The 19,721-nt window shown below is 63.9% G+C and carries 22 protein-coding genes, 1 pseudogene and 1 riboswitch; of the genes and pseudogenes, 17 read left to right on the top strand and 6 right to left on the bottom strand.

Annotated elements, in window-relative coordinates; all coding sequences use genetic code 11:
• Window positions 1–12 precede the first annotated feature (12 nt).
• On the bottom strand, window positions 13–1,320 hold the full coding sequence (locus tag HG549_RS06360) for a sorbosone dehydrogenase family protein (RefSeq protein ID WP_170028722.1): 1,308 nt from the start codon (window positions 1,318–1,320) through the stop codon (window positions 13–15).
• A gap of 747 nt (window positions 1,321–2,067) precedes the next feature.
• Here HG549_RS06360 and HG549_RS06365 point away from each other — a divergent pair.
• Complete coding sequence (locus HG549_RS06365; RefSeq protein ID WP_170028723.1) at window positions 2,068–2,253, top strand: hypothetical protein; 186 nt, start codon at window positions 2,068–2,070, stop codon at window positions 2,251–2,253.
• Between the two features lie 113 nt (window positions 2,254–2,366).
• On the opposite strand, the gene HG549_RS06370 is transcribed toward HG549_RS06365, so the two are convergent.
• Complete coding sequence (locus HG549_RS06370; protein WP_170028724.1) at window positions 2,367–2,945, bottom strand: hypothetical protein; 579 nt, start codon at window positions 2,943–2,945, stop codon at window positions 2,367–2,369.
• A 167-nt stretch (window positions 2,946–3,112) separates the two neighbouring features.
• Window positions 3,113–3,333, top strand: a riboswitch (cobalamin riboswitch).
• Between the two features lie 119 nt (window positions 3,334–3,452).
• On the opposite strand from HG549_RS06370, the gene cobO reads away from it, so the two are divergent.
• From cobO to HG549_RS06435, 15 genes and pseudogenes are all read left to right on the top strand, one after another.
• Window positions 3,453–4,064, top strand: coding sequence for a cob(I)yrinic acid a,c-diamide adenosyltransferase (cobO, locus tag HG549_RS06375; protein ID WP_170028725.1), 612 nt, complete (start codon window positions 3,453–3,455; stop codon window positions 4,062–4,064).
• Entirely contained in the window at window positions 4,061–5,356 is a 1,296-nt protein-coding gene (locus HG549_RS06380; RefSeq protein ID WP_170028726.1) for a cobyrinate a,c-diamide synthase, read from the top strand. Before cobO ends, HG549_RS06380 begins: the two co-directional genes overlap by 4 nt.
• The gene (gene bluB / locus HG549_RS06385; RefSeq protein ID WP_170028727.1) at window positions 5,353–6,003 is read left to right on the top strand and encodes a 5,6-dimethylbenzimidazole synthase; all 651 of its coding nucleotides are present in this window, start codon (window positions 5,353–5,355) and stop codon (window positions 6,001–6,003) included. Before HG549_RS06380 ends, bluB begins: the two co-directional genes overlap by 4 nt.
• Complete coding sequence (gene cbiB, locus HG549_RS06390; protein WP_170028728.1) at window positions 6,000–6,908, top strand: adenosylcobinamide-phosphate synthase CbiB; 909 nt, start codon at window positions 6,000–6,002, stop codon at window positions 6,906–6,908. Before bluB ends, cbiB begins: the two co-directional genes overlap by 4 nt.
• Window positions 6,901–7,893, top strand: coding sequence for a threonine-phosphate decarboxylase CobD (cobD, locus tag HG549_RS06395; protein ID WP_170028729.1), 993 nt, complete (start codon window positions 6,901–6,903; stop codon window positions 7,891–7,893). Before cbiB ends, cobD begins: the two co-directional genes overlap by 8 nt.
• Window positions 7,890–9,344, top strand: coding sequence for a cobyric acid synthase (locus HG549_RS06400; protein ID WP_170028730.1), 1,455 nt, complete (start codon window positions 7,890–7,892; stop codon window positions 9,342–9,344). The genes cobD and HG549_RS06400 overlap by 4 nt, the downstream gene beginning before the upstream one ends.
• Window position 9,345: 1 nt before the next feature.
• On the top strand, window positions 9,346–9,867 hold the full coding sequence (cobU, locus tag HG549_RS06405) for a bifunctional adenosylcobinamide kinase/adenosylcobinamide-phosphate guanylyltransferase (protein ID WP_170028731.1): 522 nt from the start codon (window positions 9,346–9,348) through the stop codon (window positions 9,865–9,867).
• Window positions 9,864–10,919: a nicotinate-nucleotide--dimethylbenzimidazole phosphoribosyltransferase gene (gene cobT / locus HG549_RS06410; RefSeq protein ID WP_170028732.1), complete on the top strand. Its 1,056-nt coding sequence runs from the start codon at window positions 9,864–9,866 to the stop codon at window positions 10,917–10,919. Before cobU ends, cobT begins: the two co-directional genes overlap by 4 nt.
• Complete coding sequence (cobC, locus tag HG549_RS06415; RefSeq protein WP_170028733.1) at window positions 10,916–11,482, top strand: alpha-ribazole phosphatase family protein; 567 nt, start codon at window positions 10,916–10,918, stop codon at window positions 11,480–11,482. The genes cobT and cobC overlap by 4 nt, the downstream gene beginning before the upstream one ends.
• 1 nt (window position 11,483) lies before the next feature.
• Window positions 11,484–12,206, top strand: a complete 723-nt coding sequence (locus tag HG549_RS06420) for an adenosylcobinamide-GDP ribazoletransferase (protein WP_170028734.1) — start codon at window positions 11,484–11,486, stop codon at window positions 12,204–12,206.
• Between the two features lie 66 nt (window positions 12,207–12,272).
• A pseudogene (locus tag HG549_RS25930) lies at window positions 12,273–12,490 on the top strand (glycosyl hydrolase); the annotation flags it as partial.
• Window positions 12,491–12,552: 62 nt separating this feature from the next.
• On the top strand, window positions 12,553–12,957 hold the full coding sequence (locus HG549_RS06425; RefSeq protein ID WP_170028735.1) for a MarR family winged helix-turn-helix transcriptional regulator: 405 nt from the start codon (window positions 12,553–12,555) through the stop codon (window positions 12,955–12,957).
• Between the two features lie 63 nt (window positions 12,958–13,020).
• Window positions 13,021–14,223 carry an MFS transporter gene (locus HG549_RS06430; protein WP_189665877.1) on the top strand — a complete coding sequence of 401 codons (1,203 nt, stop codon included), beginning with the start codon at window positions 13,021–13,023 and terminating at the stop codon, window positions 14,221–14,223.
• Window positions 14,220–14,342: a hypothetical protein gene (locus HG549_RS25935; protein WP_256666072.1), complete on the top strand. Its 123-nt coding sequence runs from the start codon at window positions 14,220–14,222 to the stop codon at window positions 14,340–14,342. Before HG549_RS06430 ends, HG549_RS25935 begins: the two co-directional genes overlap by 4 nt.
• A 46-nt stretch (window positions 14,343–14,388) precedes the next feature.
• Window positions 14,389–14,940 carry a glutathione peroxidase gene (locus HG549_RS06435; protein ID WP_170028736.1) on the top strand — a complete coding sequence of 184 codons (552 nt, stop codon included), beginning with the start codon at window positions 14,389–14,391 and terminating at the stop codon, window positions 14,938–14,940.
• A gap of 762 nt (window positions 14,941–15,702) precedes the next feature.
• Here HG549_RS06435 and HG549_RS06440 read toward each other — a convergent pair.
• Entirely contained in the window at window positions 15,703–15,963 is a 261-nt protein-coding gene (locus tag HG549_RS06440) for a DUF2798 domain-containing protein (protein WP_170028737.1), read from the bottom strand.
• A gap of 115 nt (window positions 15,964–16,078) precedes the next feature.
• Here HG549_RS06440 and HG549_RS06445 point away from each other — a divergent pair, with 115 nt between their 5' ends.
• Window positions 16,079–17,008 (top strand): LysR family transcriptional regulator, encoded by a 930-nt coding sequence (locus tag HG549_RS06445; RefSeq protein WP_170028738.1) that lies wholly within the window; start codon window positions 16,079–16,081, stop codon window positions 17,006–17,008.
• Between the two features lie 41 nt (window positions 17,009–17,049).
• On the opposite strand, the gene HG549_RS06450 is transcribed toward HG549_RS06445, so the two are convergent.
• The 3 genes from HG549_RS06450 to HG549_RS06460 form a co-directional block, all read right to left on the bottom strand.
• Entirely contained in the window at window positions 17,050–18,336 is a 1,287-nt protein-coding gene (locus HG549_RS06450; RefSeq protein WP_170028739.1) for an OmpP1/FadL family transporter, read from the bottom strand.
• A 147-nt stretch (window positions 18,337–18,483) separates the two neighbouring features.
• Window positions 18,484–18,966: a hypothetical protein gene (locus tag HG549_RS06455; RefSeq protein ID WP_170028740.1), complete on the bottom strand. Its 483-nt coding sequence runs from the start codon at window positions 18,964–18,966 to the stop codon at window positions 18,484–18,486.
• A gap of 249 nt (window positions 18,967–19,215) precedes the next feature.
• Window positions 19,216–19,440 (bottom strand): hypothetical protein, encoded by a 225-nt coding sequence (locus HG549_RS06460; RefSeq protein WP_003257337.1) that lies wholly within the window; start codon window positions 19,438–19,440, stop codon window positions 19,216–19,218.
• Window positions 19,441–19,721: the final 281 nt, after the last annotated feature.

Here is a 19,721-nt window from a genome sequence, read left to right on the forward strand (position 1 = left end):
ACCTGGCAGGGCTCATCGGGCTTTGCTCACCCGCCAGATCACATTGCCGACATCATCGGCTACCAGCACTCCGCCGCGCCCGTCATTGATCACCCCCACCGGGCGCCCCATGGCCTCGCCACGGGCATTGAGAAACCCGGTGAGCAGGTCTACGGGTTGCCCCGAGGGTGTTCCCGATGCGTCGAACGGCACGAAAATCACCTTGTAGCCGCTGTGCGGCTTGCGGTTCCACGAGCCGTGCTGACCAACGAATGCGCCCTGTTCGAAGGGCGCTGGTAGCCCACCTGGCTCGGCGAACGTCAGCCCCAGCGATGCCGTGTGTGGACCCACGGCATAGTCTGGTACCAGCGCCTGGGCCACCTTGTCGGGGTCAGGTGGTTGCACACGCTCGTCAATGTGCTGGCCGTAATAGCTATAGGGCCAGCCGTAGAAGCCACCTTCCTTCACCGAAGTGATGTAGTCCGGTACCAGGTCGCTGCCGATCTCGTCGCGCTCATTGACCGCCGTCCACAGCACGCCGCTGTGTGGCTCCCAGGCCAACCCGTTGGGGTTGCGCAGGCCGGTGGCGAACAGGCGGTGCTGGCCACTGGCAGGGTCTACTTCCCAGATCGCGGCACGGTCTTGCTCCTTGTCCAGGCCGTTTTCACCCACGTTGCTGTTGGAGCCCACCGTGACATAGAGCTTCTTGCCGTCGGGGCTGGCGATCACATTCTTGGTCCAGTGATGGTTCAGCGGGCCGCCGGGCAACTCCGTCACCACATGACCCTCGCCGGTGATCTGCATTGCCCCTGGCTCATAATGGAAACGTAGCAACTTGTCGGTATCGGCTACGTAGAAGTCCTTGCCCACCAATGCCATGCCGAACGGTGAATTCAGGCCTTCGATGAAAGTACTGCGGATCTCTGCGATACCGTCATGATTGGCATCACGCAGCAGGGTAATGCGGTTGGCGCTGGGCACGCCTGCGCCTGCGCGTTTCATCACCTTCTGCATCGCCCAGCCACGCAGACCCTTGGCGTCTTCGGGCTTGGGAGGAGCGTTGGTTTCGGCTACCAGGACGTCGCCGTTGGGCAGTAGAAAAAGCCAGCGGGGGTGGTCCAAACCGCTGGCGAACGCTTTCACCTGAGTGCCTGGTGCTGCTTCAGGCTTGACATCGTTGGGCCATCCCACTGCTGGGGCGATATTTACGGTGGGCAGGATCGTCTTGGTTGGAGCAGGCAGTTGAGGGGTAGGGCCACTGCCATCGTGTACATCCAACAGAGCGGTTTCGCCGCAGGCGGTCAGGCTGGCGACGAACAGCCAGGGCATCAGGTGTTTCATGGACGGCAATTCTCCGGAGAAGGCCTATGGAACTGAGAAATCGGCGAAGTGCCTCGGGTTCCGGCAACCATTCAACTAATGCTGATGCTGATGCTGATGCTGCTTTTGCTTTTGCTTTTGCTTTTGCTTTTGCTTTTGCTTTTGCTTTTGCTTTTAAGCGCGCGATAGTTCAGGCGCCGCCGAATGCGACTTCAGGAGGCCGAGCGAAGGGCTTGCGGAGGGAGGTGACGGGCATGGATGCCCGTCAAGCGCTGAGGCCCCATGGATGGGGCCTGCAGCGCGTCCTCCCGGGAGCAAGCCCGTAGCGAGGGGACCCCGGAGCGCAGCGTAGGGGCCGGATGATGGGAGCCAGCGTTTTTTGGTTACTTTTTGCCGCGTTTGGCAAAAAGTGACCCGCCGTAAGGGCGGAAAGGTGACGAAGCGCCGCCTTTGAAAATGAATGTTGACCTCATTGTTGAAGCCCACGCTTGAAAGCGAAAAGCGAAAAGCGAAAAGCGAAAAGATTAAAGCGGGATAACGCTGGTTTTTATCGCGCACAAAGTCCATTGGCGATGACGACGCTGACTCACCTTTTCGCCCTTACGGCGAGTCACTTTTTGCCAAACGCGGCAAAAAGTAACCAAAAAACGCTGCGCTCCCATCATCCGGCCCCTGCGCTGCGCTCCGGGGTTCCCTCACTCCGGCCTTGCTCCCGGGAGGACGCGCTGCAGGCCCCATCCATGGGGCCTCAGCGCTTGACGGGCATCCATGCCCGTCACCTCCCTCCGCAAGGCCTGCGTTCGGCCTCCTGAAGTCGCGAAGATCAAGATCAAGATCAAGATCAAGATCAAGATCAAGAGCAAGAGCAAGAGCAAGAGCAAGAGCAAGAGCAAGAGCAAGAGCAAGAGCAAGAGCGAGAGCGAGAGCGAGAGCGAGAGTATGTCTCTGAGCTGAACGGCTGACAGGCACCTCGTGGCGCAGGGCGTACCCACAGAACTCGGTTACCGGACGCAGCTCCACTCCCTGCGTTGGGCCGAATGCTGCTTTCCGGCTGAGATCAGTACAGATCAAACCTGCTTGATCAGCAGCGCTACACCCGGAAAATACTGCCCCAGATCGTTATGCAGCTTGCGCAAGGCATACGGGAAGTACCAGGCAATCGCGCAAGCGGTGTGTTTCTGCAAGTCGTCGACCAAGTCCTGCAGTTCCTCCGGGCTGGCATGCTGGCCAGCCTTCCATGGGCTGACGAAGAGCGCCCCAGCCCTCAACTGACTGGGGCCGGCTACCTGGTGGGCAACAGCGGCGGTCTGCTGCAGGGGCCCCGCCATGTCCAGCCGGGCAATTTTTGGCCAGCGCTGGCTGACACTGAGGTACAACGCTTCGTCGGCACCGCGGATCAACAGGTCGCAGCGCCCTTCGAATTCCCCTTCATCACGCTGCTTCTTCCCCGCAAACTGCTGCAGCGCCGCCAGCTCGGCCTGCCAAGCCGCCGCGGCCAACAACCCGGCATTGGCCGCTGCGCCATGCCAGTGCGGCGCTTCGGCATCACCAGCAAACTGGTTGAAACGGTCAATGCAGTCAACCCAGCGCTCCAGCACAGGGCTTAGAAACTCAAGGCGCGGGTTTCTGATGATCTGGCCTCGCATGCGGCACTCTCCTGTTGTTGTTGTAATCGCATTTGGCTACAAATGATGGCTATCTGATATCACTGAGTGCAGTACAGCACAACCCGCTGAATTGGCCATTACCCGGGCGGTACCTGTTCGCCTGCAAAGCAGCCCGCTTCGATTGACGCTCCTGATGCAACCCACTAACCTTCGCGCGTGTTTCAGGTGTCCTGCCAGCGCTGTCTGGGCAGGGTGAAACTGGGAAGCCGGTGAGCGCCAGCCAGGTGCAAGTCCGGCGCTGCCCCCGCAACGGTAGGTGAGACGCGGCCGCGCAGGGCCACTGGGTGCCAGCACCCGGGAAGGCGCGCAGGCCTGGGCCGAGGCCCGCTCACAAGCCCGGAGACCGGCCTGATACTGCCAACGGCATCACGGAGGGTGATGCGCGGTGCACCGTGGCTGACGGCCATGGCTCCTGCGCGTTCTCCGTTTGCCCGCCTATTACCTGTCGCCGCGCGTTGCCGGGGTGCCAGCCAGCGGAGAACCCTGATGAGCGAGACTACCGAACGCGACGAACGCCACCTGGCGCGCATGCAGCGCAAGAAAGCGATCATCGACGAACGTATCGCCAATTCCCCCAACGAATGCGGCCTGCTGCTGGTGCTGACCGGCAATGGCAAGGGCAAGAGCAGCTCGGCCTTCGGCATGCTCGCGCGCGCCCTGGGCCATGGCATGCAGTGCGGTGTGGTGCAGTTCATCAAGGGCCGCAACAGCACCGGCGAAGAGCTGTTCTTCCGGCGCTTTCCGGAGCAGGTGCGTTACCACGTGATGGGCGAGGGCTTTACCTGGGAAACCCAGGACCGCCAACGCGACATTGCCGCCGCCGAAGCAGCCTGGGCCGTGTCGCGTCAGTTGCTGCAGGACCCGGGCGTACAGTTCGTGGTGCTGGATGAGCTGAACATCGCCCTCAAGCATGGCTACCTCGACCTTGACCAGGTGCTGGCCGACATCCAGGCGCGCCCGCCGATGCAGCATGTGATCGTGACTGGCCGCGCCGCCAAGCCGGAAATGATCGAACTGGCCGACACCGTGACCGAGATGGGCATGCTCAAGCACGCGTTCCAGGCCGGTATCCGCGCACAGAAGGGCGTCGAACTGTGAGCCAGCCCCGTCATTGCCCTGCCGTATTGATCGCGGCACCGGCCTCCGGCCAGGGCAAGACCACCGTCACCGCCGCCCTGGCCCGCCTGCACCGCAACCTCGGGCGCAAGGTGCGGGTGTTCAAGTGCGGGCCCGATTTCCTCGACCCGATGATCCTCGAACGGGCCAGCGGTGCGCCGGTCTACCAGCTGGATCTGTGGATGATCGGTGCCGAGGAGAGTCGCCGTTTGTTGTGGGAGGCAGCCGCCGAGGCCGACCTGATCCTCATCGAAGGGGTGATGGGGCTGTTCGACGGTACCCCGTCCAGCGCCGACCTGGCCCGTCACTTCGGTGTCCCGGTGCTGGCGGTGATCGACGGCACGGCCATGGCCCAGACCTTCGGTGCCCTGGCCCTGGGCCTGGCACGCTACCAGGCCGATCTGCCTTTCGCGGGTGTGCTGGCCAACCGGGTGGGCAGCCTGCGCCACGCACAATTGCTCGAAGGTAGCCTGACCGAAGGCTTGCGCTGGTATGGCGGTTTGTCCCGCGAGCGCGGCATCGAACTTCCCAGCCGCCATCTGGGGCTGGTCCAGGCCAGTGAACTGAATGACCTGGATGCCCGTCTCGACGCCGCTGCCGAAGCACTCGGCGCAAGCTGCGATGCTGCCTTGCCACCGCCGGTGGCGTTTGCCGAGCCCGCGCCGTGCGCCGGCACCGCCTCGCTGGCGGGCGTGCGTATCGGCGTGGCGCGGGACGAAGCGTTTGCCTTCATCTATGGCGCCAATCTCGATTTGCTGCGCAACCTTGGCGCACGACTCGAGTTCTTCTCGCCGTTGCATGACCGCGAACTGCCGACGGTGGACAGCCTGTACCTGCCGGGTGGTTATCCGGAGCTGCACCACCACGCCCTCGCCGCCAATGTGCCGATGAACGCGGCGATCCGGGCTCATCACGCCCAGGGCAAACCGTTGCTGGCCGAGTGCGGCGGCATGCTGTACCTACTCGATGCCCTGACCGACGTGGCAGGCGAGCGTGCCGAGTTGCTCGGCCTGCTGCCCGGCGAAGCGACCATGCAGAAGCGCCTGGCGGCCCTGGCGCTGCAGGCGGTGGAACTTCCCGAAGGCACCTTGCGCGGGCACACCTATCACCATTCGCTGACCCGTACCGCGCTGGAGCCGATCGCCCGTGGCCTGAGCCCCAACGGTGGGCGCGGCAATGAAGCGGTATACCGCCTGGGGCGGTTGACGGCTTCCTACGTGCATTTCTACTTCCCCTCCAACCCAGGCGCGGTGGCGGCGCTGTTGCAACCATGAATGAACACGCTTACAGCGACGCCGAGCGCGCCGCGATCTACCGCGCCATTGGCGAGCGCCGCGACATGCGCCATTTCGCCGGTGGCGAGGTAGCCCCGGAACTGCTCGGGCGGTTGTTGGCGGCTGCGCACCAGGCACCCAGCGTAGGCCTGATGCAACCCTGGCGATTCATCCGCATCAGCCGGCGTGACCTGCGCGCGGATATCCAGGCGCTGGTGGAGGCCGAACGGGTGCGGACCGCCGAGGCCCTGGGCGAACGCTCCGACGCCTTCATGCAGCTGAAGGTGGAAGGCATCAACGACTGCGCCGAATTGCTGGTGGCGGCGCTGATGGACAACCGTGAACCGCATATCTTCGGCCGCCGCACCCTGCCAGAAATGGACCTGGCCTCGCTGGCCTGCGCCATCCAGAACCTGTGGCTGGCGGCCCGTGGCGAAGGGTTGGGCATGGGCTGGGTGTCGCTGTTCGACCCCCAGGCGTTGGCCGCGCTGCTGGGCATGCCGGCCGGGGCCAAGCCGGTCGCGGTGCTGTGCCTGGGCCCGGTGACCGAGTTCTACCCGGCACCGATGCTGGTGCTGGAAAACTGGGCTGAAGAACGGCCCTTGAGCGAAATGCTGTTCGAGAACCAATGGGGAGAGCGCCCATGAGCGTGGCCTTGCTGACCGTGGCCGGAGTGGCCCTGGATGCCTTGCTGGGCGAGCCGCAGCGGCGCCACCCGCTGGTGGCCTTTGGCAACATGGCCGGCAGCCTCGAGCGGCGCCTGAATGCCGCTGGGCGCGGCTGGCGCAGCCACGGGGTGAGCGCATGGTTCCTGGCGGTGGTCCCGTTGACCCTGGTGGCCCTGATCCTGTCCTGGTTGCCGTATATCGGCTGGCTGGTCGACGTGCTGGCGCTGTACTGCGCCGTCGGGCTGCGCAGCCTGGGCGAACACGTGCTGCCGGTAGCCAACGCCTTGCGCCAGGGTGACCTGGAACAGGCGCGGCGCCGCGTGGGTTTTCTGGTCAGCCGCGAAACCCGTGAGCTGGACGAGCCCGCCGTGGCCCGCGCGGCTACCGAGTCGGTGCTGGAAAACGGCAGCGATGCGGTGTTCGCCGCACTGTTCTGGTTCGTCGTGGCCGGCGCGCCGGGCGTGGTGCTGTATCGCCTGAGCAACACGTTGGACGCCATGTGGGGCTACCGCAACGAACGTTTCGAACGCTTCGGCTGGTGCGCGGCGCGTGTCGACGACGTGCTCAACTATATGCCCGCCAAGTTGGTGGCGCTGACCTATGCACTGCTGGGCAAGACCCGCCTGGCCCTGGCCTGCTGGCGCCAGCAGGGCCCGCTGTGGGACAGCCCCAACGCCGGGCCGGTGATGGCCGCCGGTGCGGGCGCGCTGGGCGTGGAGCTGGGTGGGCCGGCGGTGTACCACGGTGAGCTGCACGAGCGACCGCGCCTGGGGGACGGGCCAGCGGCCGATGCCGAGGCCATCGAGCGTGGCTGGGGCCTGGTGCAGCGCGGGGTGTGGCTGTGGCTGCTGGTGATCTGCCTGGGGGCTTACATCAATGCTTGAACATGGTGGCCGCCTGCTCCGTGCAGTGCGGCAATATGGCATCGCCCGGGAACACTGGCTGGACCTCTCCAGCGGCATTGCGCCGTGGTCTTTCCCGATCCCGCCGATTCCGCTGCAGGCCTGGGCTCGCCTGCCAGAAACCGAGGACGGCCTGGAACAGGCGGCGCGCGCCTATTACGGCGCCGGGCAGTTGCTGCCGGTAGCCGGTTCCCAGGCCGCGATCCAGGCCTTGCCGTTGCTACGCAGCGCTTGCCGGGTGGGGGTGCTTGCCCCGTGCTATGCCGAGCACCCGTACGCCTGGCAGCGGGCGGGGCACCAGTTGCTGGAGCTGGACGAAGCCAAGGTCGAGGCGGCGCTCGACAGCCTCGACGTGCTGGTGCTGGTCAACCCGAACAACCCAACCGGCCACCGCGTGCCAGCAGAACGCCTGCTGGCCTGGCACGCGCGCCTGGCGGCCCGCAATGGCTGGCTGCTGGTCGACGAAGCGTTCATCGACAACACCCCGGCCGACAGTGTGATTGGCCATGCCGAGCGCCCGGGCCTTATCGTGCTGCGCTCCTTCGGCAAGTTCTTCGGCCTGGCGGGCGTGCGCCTGGGCTTTGTTGCCGCCGAACGCAGCCTGCTGCTGCGCCTGGCCGAGTTGCTTGGCCCATGGACGGTGAATGGCCCGACCCGGGTGCTGGCCCAGGCCAGCCTGGCTGACCACGCCAGCCAGCGCCTGCAGGTTGAACGCTGTGCCGCCGCGAGTCGGCGCCTGGCGGCGATGCTGGAGCACGCCGGGCTGGCGCCCAGCGGCGCTTGCGACCTGTTCCAGTACGTGCGCTGCGAGCGCGCTGCGCAACTGCATGATTTTCTCGCCCGCCGTGGCATCCTGGTACGCCTGTTCGAGCAGCCACCGGCGATACGCCTGGGGCTGCCTGCCTGTGAAGCAGATGAACTGCGCCTGGCCCAGGCCCTGGCGGCCTATCAGAAGGAAACGGCATGACCACCCTCATGGTGCAAGGCACCACCTCCGACGCGGGCAAGAGCACGCTGGTGACTGCGCTGTGCCGCTGGCTGTTGCGCCAGGGTGTCGGCGTGGTGCCGTTCAAGCCGCAGAACATGGCGCTGAACAGCGCAGTGACCGCCGACGGCGGTGAAATCGGCCGGGCCCAGGCAGTGCAGGCCCAGGCCTGCCGGCTGGAGCCGCACACCGACATGAACCCGGTGCTGCTCAAACCCAACAGCGACAGCGGCGCCCAGGTCATCATTCATGGTCGTGCCGTCGCCAGCATGAACGCGGTGGCGTACCACGAGTACAAGGCCATCGCCATGCAGGCGGTGCTGGCCTCGCACCAACGCCTGAGCGCTGCCTGGCCGGTGGTCATGGTCGAAGGCGCGGGTTCGCCAGCGGAAATCAACCTGCGTGCCGGCGACATTGCCAACATGGGCTTTGCCGAAGCGGTGGACTGCCCGGTGATCCTGGTCGCCGACATCAACCGCGGCGGCGTGTTCGCCCACCTGGTGGGTACGCTGGAGTTGCTGTCGCCCAGCGAACAGGCGCGGGTCAAGGGCTTCGTCATCAACCGCTTCCGCGGTGACATCGCCTTGCTGCAGCCGGGGCTGGACTGGCTGCAGCAGCGCACCGGCAAGCCGGTGCTGGGTGTGCTGCCGTATGTCAGCGACCTGCATCTGGAAGCCGAGGACGGCATCGATGCACGCCAGGCGGCCAAGGCCGGGCGCGTGCTCAAGGTAATCGTCCCGGTGCTGCCACGTATCAGCAACCACACCGACTTCGACCCGCTGCGCCTGCACCCGCAAGTGGACCTGCAGTTCGTTGGCCCGGGCCAGCCGATCCCGGCTGCCGACCTGATCATCCTGCCAGGCTCGAAAAGCGTGCGCGGCGACCTGGCGCAACTGCGCGAACGCGGTTGGGACAAGGCCATCGAGCGGCACCTGCGCTATGGCGGCAAGCTGATCGGAATCTGCGGCGGCCTGCAGATGCTTGGCCGCGAAGTGCATGACCCGCTCGGCCTCGAAGGCGCTGCCGGCTCGAGCCCCGGGCTTGGCCTGTTCGATTACGCCACGGTGCTCGAAGCCGACAAGCAACTGCGCAACGTTGCCGGTACGCTGAGCCTTGAAGCAGCTCCGGTTGCCGGTTATGAAATTCACGCCGGCGTCACCCGCGGGCCTGCCCTGGAGCAGCCTGCCGTGCAGCTTGCCGACGGCCGTTGCGATGGTGCTGTCAGTGCCGACGGCCAGGTGCTGGCCACTTACCTGCACGGCCTGTTCGAAGGCAGCCAGTCGTGTGCGGCGCTGCTGCGCTGGGCTGGCCTGGAGGACGTGCAGAGCATCGATTACCAGGCCCTGCGCGAACGCGACATCGAGCGCCTGGCCGACCTGGTGGAAAACCACCTGGACACCGCGCGCCTGCGCCAGCTGTGTGGAGTGGCCTGACATGCGTAACCTGATCCTCGGCGGTGCCCGCTCCGGCAAGAGCCGCCTGGCCGAACAACTGGCCAGCAGCAGCGGCCTGCCGGTGACCTACATCGCCACCAGCCAGCCGCTCGACGGTGAAATGAATACCCGTGTGCAGTTGCACCGCCAGCGGCGCCCGGCAGACTGGGGCCTGATCGAAGAGCCCCTGGCCCTGGCCGCGGTGCTGCGCGCCGAAGCGGCCGAAGGGCGCTGCCTGCTGGTGGATTGCCTGACCCTGTGGCTGACCAACCTGCTGATGCTCGAAGACGACCAGCGCCTGGCCGAGGAACGTGATGCGCTACTGGCCTGCCTGGAGCAACTGCCGGGCACTGTCATCCTGGTCAGTAACGAAACCGGCCTGGGCGTGGTGCCCATGGGCGAGCTGACCCGGCGCTATGTCGACCTGGCCGGCTGGCTGCACCAGGCCGTGGCCGAACGCTGTCAGCGCGTGGTGCTCACCGTGGCTGGCCTGCCCCTAATGCTCAAAGGACCTGCACTATGACTCAAGCCTGGTGGCGTGACGCCTGCCAACCCCTCGACACCGCCGCCATGGACCAGGCCCGCGCCCGCCAGCAGCAGCTGACCAAGCCTGCCGGTTCACTCGGCCAGCTGGAAGGCCTGGCCATTCAGCTGGCGGGCCTGCAAGGGCGTGAACGGCCAAGCCTGGAGCAGCTTGCCATAAGCCTTTTTGCCGGTGATCACGGCGTGGTCGAAGAAGGTATCTCGGCCTATCCGCAAGCGGTGACCGGGCAGATGCTGCGCAACTTCGTCGGCGGCGGCGCGGCAATCAGCGTGCTGGCGCGCCAGCTGCAGGCCAGCCTGGAAGTGATCGACCTGGGTACCATCGACCCGCATCTGCAGTTGCCTGGCGTACGCCATCTGCGCCTGGGCGCCGGCACGGCCAACTTCGCCCGCCAGCCAGCGATGACCGATGGCCAGTTGCAGGCGGCTCTGCAGGCCGGCCGCGACAGCGCGCTGCGCGCTGCCGAACAGGGCGCGCAGCTGTTCATCGGTGGCGAGATGGGCATTGGCAACACCACCGCCGCTGCAGCCTTGGCCAGCGTGCTGCTGGGCTGCCCGGCCATCGAGCTGAGCGGCCCAGGCACCGGCCTGGATGACGCTGGTGTACGGCACAAGGCCGAGGTCATCGAACGGGCACTGCGTCTGCATGGCCTGCGCGCCGAAGCGCCATTGCAGGCACTGGGCTGCGTGGGGGGCTTCGAAATCGCGGCGTTGGCGGGTGCCTACCTGGGCTGTGCACAGGCCGGTATCGCGGTGCTGGTGGATGGCTTCATCTGCAGTGTTGCCGCGCTGCTGGCGGTGCGCCTGAACCCGCAGTGCCGGGCCTGGCTACTGTTCGCCCACCAGGGCGCGGAGCCTGGGCACAAGGCGCTGCTGGCTGCATTGCAGGCCGAACCGTTGCTGGCGTTGGGCCTGCGCCTGGGCGAGGGCAGTGGGGCGGCCCTGGCGGTGCCGTTGTTGCGCCTGGCCTGTGCCCTGCACGGGCAGATGGCGACCTTTGCCGAAGCAGCAGTGGCGGACCGCCCGGCATGATCCTCGACCTGCTGCGCCATGGTGAAACAGCGCACGGCGGCCTGCGTGGCAGCCTCGATGATGCCCTGACCGACAAGGGCTGGGCGCAGATGCGCAGTGCCGTGGCCGAAGCCGGCCCATGGCAGGTGCTGGTCAGTTCGCCGCTGCAGCGTTGTGCGCGTTTTGCCGATGAACTGGGTGCCCGCTTGAACCTGCCGGTGCAGCTTGAGCCGGCCCTGCAGGAGCTGCATTTCGGTGACTGGGAAGGCCGCAGCGCGGCGCAGATCATGGAACACCAGGCGGATGCACTGGGGCGCTTCTGGGCAGACCCATACGGGTTTACCCCGCCTAATGGTGAGCCGGTCGCGGTGTTTGCCGAGCGTGTATTGGCGGCTGTCGAGCGGCTGCGCCATGAGCATGCCGGCAAGCGTGTGCTGCTGATCACCCATGGCGGCGTGATGCGGCTGTTGCTGGCCCGTGCCCGTGGCTTGCCAAGGGCCCAGCTGCTGCAGGTAGAGGTCGGCCACGCTGCATTGATGCGGCTGCTGCCGGGTGATGACGGCCACTGGATCGAAGGGCGCTGAGATGTTGCCGTTCTGGATTGCCTTGCAGTTTCTCAGCAGCTTGCCGGTGCGCCTGCCGGGCATGCCGGCACCGCGTGAAGTGGGGCGTTCGCTGTTGTGCTACCCGCTGGTAGGGTTGCTGTTCGGCCTGTTGCTGTGGCTGGCCAGCCACCTGCTGCAGGCGACCCCGGCACCGCTGCATGCAGCTTTGCTGCTGACATTGTGGGTGCTGCTCAGCGGTGCCTTGCACCTGGATGGGCTGGCTGACAGCGCCGATGCCTGGCTGGGCGGTTTCGGCGACCGCGAGCGTACCCTGCAGATCATGAAAGACCCGCGCAGCGGGCCGATTGCCGTGGTCACCCTGGTCCTGGTGCTATTGCTGAAGTTCTGTGCCCTGTGGGTACTGGTCGAGCAGGGTAGCGGGGCGCAGTTGCTGCTGGCACCGCTGATCGGGCGGGCGGCGATGCTCGGGTTGTTCCTGAGTACGCCCTACGTGCGCCCGGGCGGTCTGGGACAAGCGCTGGCCGAGCATCTGCCCCGGGCGGCGGCCGCTTGGGTGCTGCTGGGTTGTGCGCTCTTCTGCCTGGTCCTGAGCGGGTGGATCGTGGTGCTGGCGCTGGCCATATTCGGTTGGCTGCGGCAGTTGATGTGTCGGCGCCTCGGTGGCACCACCGGAGATACCGCTGGCGCGTTGCTGGAGTTGCTCGAACTGGGCGTTGTGCTGGGATTGGCGTTGGGCCTGTAGTAGCGCCCAAGGCGTTTTTAGGCGCTTTCTGAGCTGAACGTGGCGGTACCTCCTGAAAAAGCTTGGCAGAAGGTGCCGGGGTGCCAGCAATACTGGAAGAAGTGCTCGGCATGCTGGAGCACAACCGGTTGCATTGGGCGTTCTACAGTTTTCGTGAAGACAGCTGCCGGCCAAGGTCCCGTGGCGTTACTGGCAGGCGATCGAACAGGGGGCTCCGGACCCATTGCCCTCCCAAGGCCAGCGCGGAATTTGAACCGATCCGCAAACGCTTGAACCGGGACTGAGGATCATCGGCAAACTACGAAATATCTTGCAACGCTCATTATGCGGGTATATACACCTATCCATGCTGACCAGTGAATGCATCTGTACCCATCTGCGTCGTGCCGCCCGTGGGGTGAGCCGGCATTACGACGAGGCCCTTGCCGGCTTCGGGATCAATGTCGCGCAGTTTTCCCTGCTACGTCATCTGCAGCGGCTCGACCGGCCTAGTATTACCACCCTGGCCGAAGCCATGGGCCTGGAACGCAGTACCCTGGGCCGCAACTTGCGGGTGCTGGAGGCTGAAGGGTTGGTAGCCTTGGCCGATGGTGATGACCAGCGCAACCGCGTCGTGTTGTTGACCGACGCCGCTACGCAGCTGCTGCGCGCCGCCTATCCGGCCTGGGAGCGAGCCCAGGCCGAACTGGTGGAACGCCTGGGAGCAGGGCAGCGGGATGAACTGGTGCGCTTGCTGGGCCTACTGGCTTGAATTGATACGACCTTAAGCGGGTATATACCCGTAAAACCTTGCGATGTGCTGGAGATAACGACAATGACTTCGGTGTGGCGAACCAGCGGGTGGGTACTGTTGGGGGCGGCGTTGATCCTGGCACTGTCCTTGGGTGTGCGGCATGGCTTCGGCCTGTTCCTGGCGCCGATGAGCGCCGACTTCGGTTGGGGGCGTGAGGTGTTCGCCTTTGCCATCGCCTTGCAGAACCTGATCTGGGGCTTGGCCCAACCCTTTGCCGGTGCGCTGGCCGACCGCCTAGGTGCGGCGCGGGTGGTGATCATCGGCGGTATTCTCTACGCCACCGGCTTGGTCCTGATGGGCATGGCCGACTCGGCCTGGTCGCTGTCGCTGAGTGCTGGCTTGCTGATCGGCATCGGCCTGTCCGGCACTTCGTTCTCGGTCATTCTCGGTGTCGTCGGGCGTGCCGTGCCGGCAGACAAGCGCAGCATGGCCATGGGGATTGCCAGCGCCGCCGGCTCTTTCGGCCAGTTCGCCATGCTGCCGGGGACCCTTGGCCTGATCCAGTGGCTGGGCTGGTCCGCTGCACTGCTGGTGCTGGGCCTGCTGGTTGCACTGATCGTGCCTTTCGTCGGCATGCTGCGCGACCGCCCGTTGCCCAGCCATGGCACGGAACAGACCCTGGGCCAGGCCTTGCACGAAGCGTGTTCGCATTCCGGCTTCTGGCTGCTGGCCCTGGGCTTCTTCGTCTGCGGTTTTCAGGTGGTGTTCATTGGCGTGCACCTGCCGGCCTACCTGGTTGACCAGCATCTGCCCGCGACCACCGGGACTACGGTGCTGGCGCTGGTCGGCCTGTTCAACATCGTCGGTACGTTCACCGCGGGCTGGCTGGGCGGGCGCATGTCCAAGCCGCGCTTGCTGACCGGGTTGTATCTGCTGCGTGCGGTGGTCATCGTGCTGTTCCTCTGGGCACCGGTGAGTGCGTTCAGCGCCTACCTGTTCGGCATTGCCATGGGCCTGTTGTGGCTGTCCACGGTGCCGCTTACCAACGGTACCGTGGCCACGCTGTTCGGCGTGCGCAACCTGTCCATGCTTGGCGGTATCGTCTTCCTGTTCCACCAGCTGGGTGCGTTTCTGGGGGGCTGGTTGGGCGGGGTGGTGTATGACCGTACCGGGAGCTACGACCTGGTCTGGCAGATTTCCATCCTGCTCAGCCTGCTGGCCGCCGCCCTGAGCTGGCCTGTGCGTGAGCGGCCGGTCGCCCGCCTGCAGGCCCAGGCCGCATGAACCGCTACCTGGCCCGCGGGCTGCTGGCCGTTGCCGCGTTGTTGTTGCTGGTGTTGGTCTGGTGGGGCTGGCACCAGGGCGGGATGGCGTTGATGCAACTGGGCATGGGTGTTTGTTAGGCGCTACCCTGCAAGCTCAAGGATTGTTTTGCAGGAGAAACGAACCATGCGTGCACATTGGTTGACGGTGTTGGTGCTGGCCCTGCTTGGCAGCGCTTCGAGCTGGGCTGCCGATTGCCCGGCCTTGTTGCAAGGCAGCCTGCCGGAATTGCGGGGCAAGGGGCAGGTCGACCTGTGCCAGCGCTTTGCCGGCAAGCCGCTGGTGGTGGTCAATACGGCCAGCTATTGCGGTTTTGCACCGCAGTTCGAGGGGCTGGAGGCGACATACAAGGCGTATCACCAGCAGGGCCTGGAAATGCTTGGTGTGCCCTCCAACGACTTCAAGCAGGAAGATGCCGATAGCGAGAAGACGGCCAAGGTCTGTTATGCCAACTATGGTGTCACCTTCACCATGACCAAGGCGCAGCCGGTGCGGGGCAAGGATGCGATTCCGCTGTTCGTCGAATTGGCCAGCCAGAGCAGTGCGCCGAAGTGGAATTTCTACAAGTACGTTATCGATCGCAAGGGCAGGGTGATCGGCAACTTTTCCAGCCTGACCAAACCGGATGACCCAGAATTCCGCGCTGCCATTGAAAAGGCCATCGCTTCGCAACAGTAATGTAACTGCTCTTGCTCTTGCTCTTGCTTCTAAGCGCGCAGTAGTCCAGGCGCCGCCGAATGCGACTTCAGGAGGCCGAGCGAAGGGCTTGCGGAGGGAGGTGACGGGCATGGATGCCCGTCAAGCGCTGAGGCCCCATGGATGGGGCCTGCAGCGCGTCCTCCCGGGAGCAAGCCCGTAGCGAGGGGACCCCGGAGCGCAGCGTAGGGGCCGGATGATGGGAGCCAGCGTTTTTTGGTTACTTTTTGCCGCGTTTGGCAAAAAGTGACCCGCCGTAAGGGCGGAAAGGTGACTAAGCGCCGCCTTTGAAAACGAATGTTGACCTCATTGTTGAAGCCCACGCTTGAAAGCGAAAAGCGAAAAGCGAAAAGCGAAAAGATTGAAGCGGGATAGCGCTGGTTTTTATCGCGCGCAAAGTCCATTGGCGATGGCGACGCTGACTCACCTTTTCGCCCTTACGGCGAGTCACTTTTTGCCAAACGCGGCAAAAAGTAACCAAAAAACGCTGCGCTCCCATCATCCGGCCCCTCCGCTGCGCTCCGGGGTTCCCTCACTCCGGCCTTGCTCCCGGGAGGACGCGCTGCAGGCCCCATCCATGGGGCCTCAGCGCTTGACGGGCATCCATGCCCGTCACCTCCCTCCGCAAGGCCTGCGTTCGGCCTCCTGAAGTCGCGAAGATCAAGATCAAGATCAAGATCAAAAGCAGAGCAAGAGCAAGAGCAAGAGCAAAGTCAAAAGCGGGTTATGTGCCCGGGTGGCGTGTTACTTCGCCTGCACCGTCATCGCCACCAACCGCACTACCAACGGCCTGACCATCAACACGCAAACGAACGCCACCGGCATCGCCAATCGATAGGCCTTCAGCACATTACTCAGGTACTCCGGGTTGACCCCCGCATTCGCCGCAGTAATCACGAAGCACATCAACAGCGCCATGATCGACGACATGTAGAAGGCAAAAACATAGGGCGTGGCTCCCGAATGTAGTTTGCGTCGGCCGCGCGCCTGCGACAGGTTGCTCATGCGAACTCCTCAAGGTTGGGTGGGAGGCGCAGGTTAGCAACGTACCTGGCAGCCGCTGTAGACCAGCCGTATTGAGTTCTTTATAAAGAGATTCTTACGAATCCAAGGGCCAAGCATGGACCTGCTCAATGCCATCCGCAACTTCATCAAGGTGGTCGAAGCCGGCAGCATCGCCGCCGGCGCCCGCAACCTGGGCCTGAGCCCGGCTGCAGTCAGCCAGAACCTGGCACGCCTGGAAGGCCACCTTCAGGTACGCCTGCTCAGCCGCACCACCCGCAGCATGGCGCTGACCCCCGCCGGCGCCCAGTACTACGAGCGTGTCAGGCACATCGAACGCGACCTGGCCCTGGCCGAACAAGCCATTACTACCCCCGACAGCGAGCCCCAGGGGCGTTTGTGCATTGCCTCGACCTCCGCCTTCGGCCGCCACGTGCTGGCACCGCTGATACCCGCGTTCAGTGCCCGCTACCCCTTGCTGTCGATAGAACTGGTAACGACTGATCGCCGGGTCAACCATGCGCGGGAAGACGTGGATGTAAGCCTGCGCATTGCTCCACAGCTGGAAGACCAACTGCTGGCCCGCCACATTGCCCGTATACCGTTCATTTGCTGTGCCTCACCCGGTTACCTGCGCAGCGCCGGCGTGCCAGCCACGCCCGAAGCCTTGCGTGATCACCGTTGCCTGGTGTTCCGCTACCCGGTGGATGGGCGCTTCCTGCGCTGGGGATTCATGCGTGACGGGCTGCGTTTCGAGGCCGAGTTCGGTAGCGTATTGATCAGCGATGACATCGATGCCCTGACCCAGATGGCACTGCACGATGGTGGCATCACCCGCTTGGCCGAGTTCATCGTGCGGCCGCACCTGGCCTCCGGCGCGCTGGTGCCGTTGTTCGAATACAGCGACAAGGGCCAGGCCTATGCCCAGACTGAACCAATGGATATCTACCTGTGCCTGGCCGACCGTTTTGCCATGACCGCGAAAGTGCGTGTGTTCATGGACTACCTGCGCGAATGCCTGGGTGACAGCTGGCAATTGCAGGCATGAAAAAACCGCCACGCGGGCGGTTTTCATGTAACGCGTACGAATCAGAAGCGGTAGGTGAGGGAAGCACCAATACCGTGAGCGCTGTTCTCGTATTTAGCCTGGTAGGTGCCTTTCAGCGCCTGTTGGGCCGGCGAGCCCGACACGTTGTTGACCTTGGTATCCTCTTCCCACAGGTACGAGTAGGCCACATCGATGGTCATGTCATCGTTCGGGCTCCAGCCGGCACCAAAGCTGACCGCTTTACGATCGCCAGTCGGAATGCGTGGCGAGCGATCGTGGTTGTTGGTGGGCGACTGGTCGACCGAGAAGCCTGCACGCAGGGTCCACTCCTTGTTGACCTTGTAGGCTGCACCAATGGCGTGGGCCCAGGTGTCATGCCAGTTCTGCTCTTCGGTGATGGTCTGCAGCGGATAACCCGCCGGTGCTTCGTTCTTGACGACGATGCTTTCCAGGCGGCTCCAGCGCGTCCAAGTGCTACCTGCATACAGTGTCCAGTTGTCATCCAGTTCATGGGTGACCGAGAAGTCCACCGATTCTGGCGTCTTGATCTTCAGGCTGGCGTCGAACTTGCCGCTGAGGCCAGCAAGACCAACCGGGTAGGACACACGGGTATCGCCTTCAAGCTTGTAGTCAACCATCGAGTGATAGGTTAGGCCCAGGCGGGTACGGTCTGTAGCCTGCACCAGAACACCAATGTTGTAACCGACAGCGGTGTCGTCGCCTTTGATCTTGATTTCGCCATCAGGGCCGCCGCCCAAAAATGCAGGGAACCTCTGGCTGTTCAAGTTCGAGCCCAGCTCACCCTTGATACGGTTGATGGTCGGGCCAAAGCCGATCGACACCTTGTCGTTGAAGGCATAGCTGATGGTTGGCTGGAAGGTGACGACCTCGACCTTGCTCTTCTTGCCCCAGTAGCGTGCCGCGTCATCGCTACCGTAGTCGGTGATCAGGCCATATGGCACGTAAACGCCGAAGCCCACGCTCCAGTGATCATCGATCGGCTTGACGTAGTAACCCATGGGTACGCCCACGACCGGGACCATGTCGCCATCGGTTTCCCCCCCGAAATTGCTACCACGGCCCGAAATATCAGTCTTGGCAATGACGGCTGCGCCACCCACGGTGACCTGTTCACGCTTCAGGCGTGACATGCCGGCAGGGTTGCCATACACCGTGCTGGCATCTTCGGCAGAAGACGAACGCCCCGCAAAACCGGTTCCCATGCCGCTGATGCTTTGTTCGTTCAGCGCGAACCCGGCGGCGAGCAGCTGGCTGGATGCAAGAGCAACGGCAATGCCGAGGGAGGTTTTGAGCATTACTTTTTTCATTATTAGAAAACTCCTTGGGATCTCCGGGGCGAAACGCTACCAACAAATCACGCGCCGCGCTATAGCCTAGATCGCCGGAGATAGCGCGGTTTTGTAGGACAATCCGACCAAAATTCCTTTTTTTCCGGGTATTTTGTAGGACCCCTCTTAAGATGCTTGCGGCAATTTCTGGTCTATGCAGGTGTGCCAGGCGTGGGTGAAGTCGCGCAGACGGCCTTGCGGGTTGAAAATCTGTCGCCAGATGCGCGCCAATGCCAGCAGGTCGTCGGCGGCGGGCAAGGAGGTGGCCTGCTCTTCGACGAGCATCCAGGCAATGGCGGTGGAATAGCGCAGGTTGACCGTGAGTTCCAGGTGCGGGCCGCCGAGGAAGGCGTGTTGGCTGGCCAGGCCGCGGACCAGGCTGGCCAGGTCGGGGTCGCGGGCCAGGTAATCGTCCCACAGTGCCTGGTGACGATGCTCGCCGATGCGGTACAGGCCATGCCCGCGTCGGTCATGCAAGGCCGCGCCCAAGGCCGACTGGCTAGCGGCGATACCCAGCAACAAGGCTTCGGCGCTGGCACTGTGACGGTTCAGGTAGACCAGGGTGGGTCGGATCACATACTGACACAATTCATTCGCCGCGATACCCATGATGCCCTCGAGCAGTTAAGGGCCGGACGGGCGCTGGAGCTTGGCAGCTGGTGAAGGATCAGGCCCGCCGGAAGCGGCAGGTGCCGCTCGTGTTGAAGTGTAGTGTGATAATGATGATGTAAAAGGCTGTTTTTAAATCGATTGCTGCCTGACGTGCCGGGCTATATGCCTTAAGGCAATTACGCCAGGCCGGTTCAGGCAGGCTTGCGATGGAGCCATTCAGTGCTTGAATAGCGCACCATTCAGGGTTCACGCGGTGAGCGACTGACGGGTACGGGCGATAACCGCTTGCAGCGGTTCGCTGCGGCTGTATTGCTCCGGATACAGGCGCTCGGTGTGGCAGGCGACGCCATGTTCGTCCACCAGGGTGAAGCTGAAGCTGCCCTTGCGTGGGGCGACGATCAGGCACTTCAACGGCGAGAAGGCCTGGGAAAGGGTGCCAATGGCAGCCTGAATCTGATGATGAGTTTGCATATTGTTTGGAGGTTCCTGCTTTAAACACGGAGTTAGGATCCGTGCATGATAGAAACGTTCCAGTGACGCCTTTATTAAGGGACGAACGAACCTGACTGGAACAGGGCAGCCAGAGGGGGCGCAATCAAAAGTGGGCGCTTGGGCTGACTGGTAGGTACTTCGGAAGGCAGGCAGCACGCCGGGGCCAAGGTTCTAGGCCGTCGGGGTGGGATCCTGATCAATCTGTCACGTGATTCGTGCTTGAACAGCGCAAGGCTGGCGAGTGAATCATCGAATGGGCC

It is taken from the genome of Pseudomonas sp. SK, assembly GCF_012975065.1.
Taxonomy (GTDB): Bacteria; Pseudomonadota; Gammaproteobacteria; order Pseudomonadales; family Pseudomonadaceae; genus Aquipseudomonas; species Aquipseudomonas anuradhapurensis.

What these genes read in the sequence shown, in the direction of transcription:
- cobU (WP_170028731.1), top strand. Translation starts at nt 9,346, where the DNA reads ATGCGTAACCTGATCCTCGGCGGTGCCCGCTCCGGCAAGAGCCGCCTG.
- cbiB (WP_170028728.1), top strand. Translation starts at nt 6,000, where the DNA reads ATGAGCGTGGCCTTGCTGACCGTGGCCGGAGTGGCCCTGGATGCCTTG.
- HG549_RS06440 (WP_170028737.1), bottom strand. Translation starts at nt 15,963, where the DNA reads ATGAGCAACCTGTCGCAGGCGCGCGGCCGACGCAAACTACATTCGGGA.
- HG549_RS06365 (WP_170028723.1), top strand. Translation starts at nt 2,068, where the DNA reads ATGCCCGTCACCTCCCTCCGCAAGGCCTGCGTTCGGCCTCCTGAAGTC.
- cobO (WP_170028725.1), top strand. Translation starts at nt 3,453, where the DNA reads ATGAGCGAGACTACCGAACGCGACGAACGCCACCTGGCGCGCATGCAG.
- HG549_RS06460 (WP_003257337.1), bottom strand. Translation starts at nt 19,440, where the DNA reads ATGCAAACTCATCATCAGATTCAGGCTGCCATTGGCACCCTTTCCCAG.
- HG549_RS06455 (WP_170028740.1), bottom strand. Translation starts at nt 18,966, where the DNA reads ATGGGTATCGCGGCGAATGAATTGTGTCAGTATGTGATCCGACCCACC.
- cobT (WP_170028732.1), top strand. Translation starts at nt 9,864, where the DNA reads ATGACTCAAGCCTGGTGGCGTGACGCCTGCCAACCCCTCGACACCGCC.
- HG549_RS06445 (WP_170028738.1), top strand. Translation starts at nt 16,079, where the DNA reads ATGGACCTGCTCAATGCCATCCGCAACTTCATCAAGGTGGTCGAAGCC.
- HG549_RS06360 (WP_170028722.1), bottom strand. Translation starts at nt 1,320, where the DNA reads ATGAAACACCTGATGCCCTGGCTGTTCGTCGCCAGCCTGACCGCCTGC.
- HG549_RS06435 (WP_170028736.1), top strand. Translation starts at nt 14,389, where the DNA reads ATGCGTGCACATTGGTTGACGGTGTTGGTGCTGGCCCTGCTTGGCAGC.
- HG549_RS06420 (WP_170028734.1), top strand. Translation starts at nt 11,484, where the DNA reads ATGTTGCCGTTCTGGATTGCCTTGCAGTTTCTCAGCAGCTTGCCGGTG.
- HG549_RS06430 (WP_189665877.1), top strand. Translation starts at nt 13,021, where the DNA reads ATGACTTCGGTGTGGCGAACCAGCGGGTGGGTACTGTTGGGGGCGGCG.
- HG549_RS06370 (WP_170028724.1), bottom strand. Translation starts at nt 2,945, where the DNA reads ATGCGAGGCCAGATCATCAGAAACCCGCGCCTTGAGTTTCTAAGCCCT.
- HG549_RS06425 (WP_170028735.1), top strand. Translation starts at nt 12,553, where the DNA reads ATGCTGACCAGTGAATGCATCTGTACCCATCTGCGTCGTGCCGCCCGT.
- cobC (WP_170028733.1), top strand. Translation starts at nt 10,916, where the DNA reads ATGATCCTCGACCTGCTGCGCCATGGTGAAACAGCGCACGGCGGCCTG.
- HG549_RS06400 (WP_170028730.1), top strand. Translation starts at nt 7,890, where the DNA reads ATGACCACCCTCATGGTGCAAGGCACCACCTCCGACGCGGGCAAGAGC.
- HG549_RS06450 (WP_170028739.1), bottom strand. Translation starts at nt 18,336, where the DNA reads ATGAAAAAAGTAATGCTCAAAACCTCCCTCGGCATTGCCGTTGCTCTT.
- cobD (WP_170028729.1), top strand. Translation starts at nt 6,901, where the DNA reads ATGCTTGAACATGGTGGCCGCCTGCTCCGTGCAGTGCGGCAATATGGC.
- bluB (WP_170028727.1), top strand. Translation starts at nt 5,353, where the DNA reads ATGAATGAACACGCTTACAGCGACGCCGAGCGCGCCGCGATCTACCGC.
- HG549_RS25935 (WP_256666072.1), top strand. Translation starts at nt 14,220, where the DNA reads ATGAACCGCTACCTGGCCCGCGGGCTGCTGGCCGTTGCCGCGTTGTTG.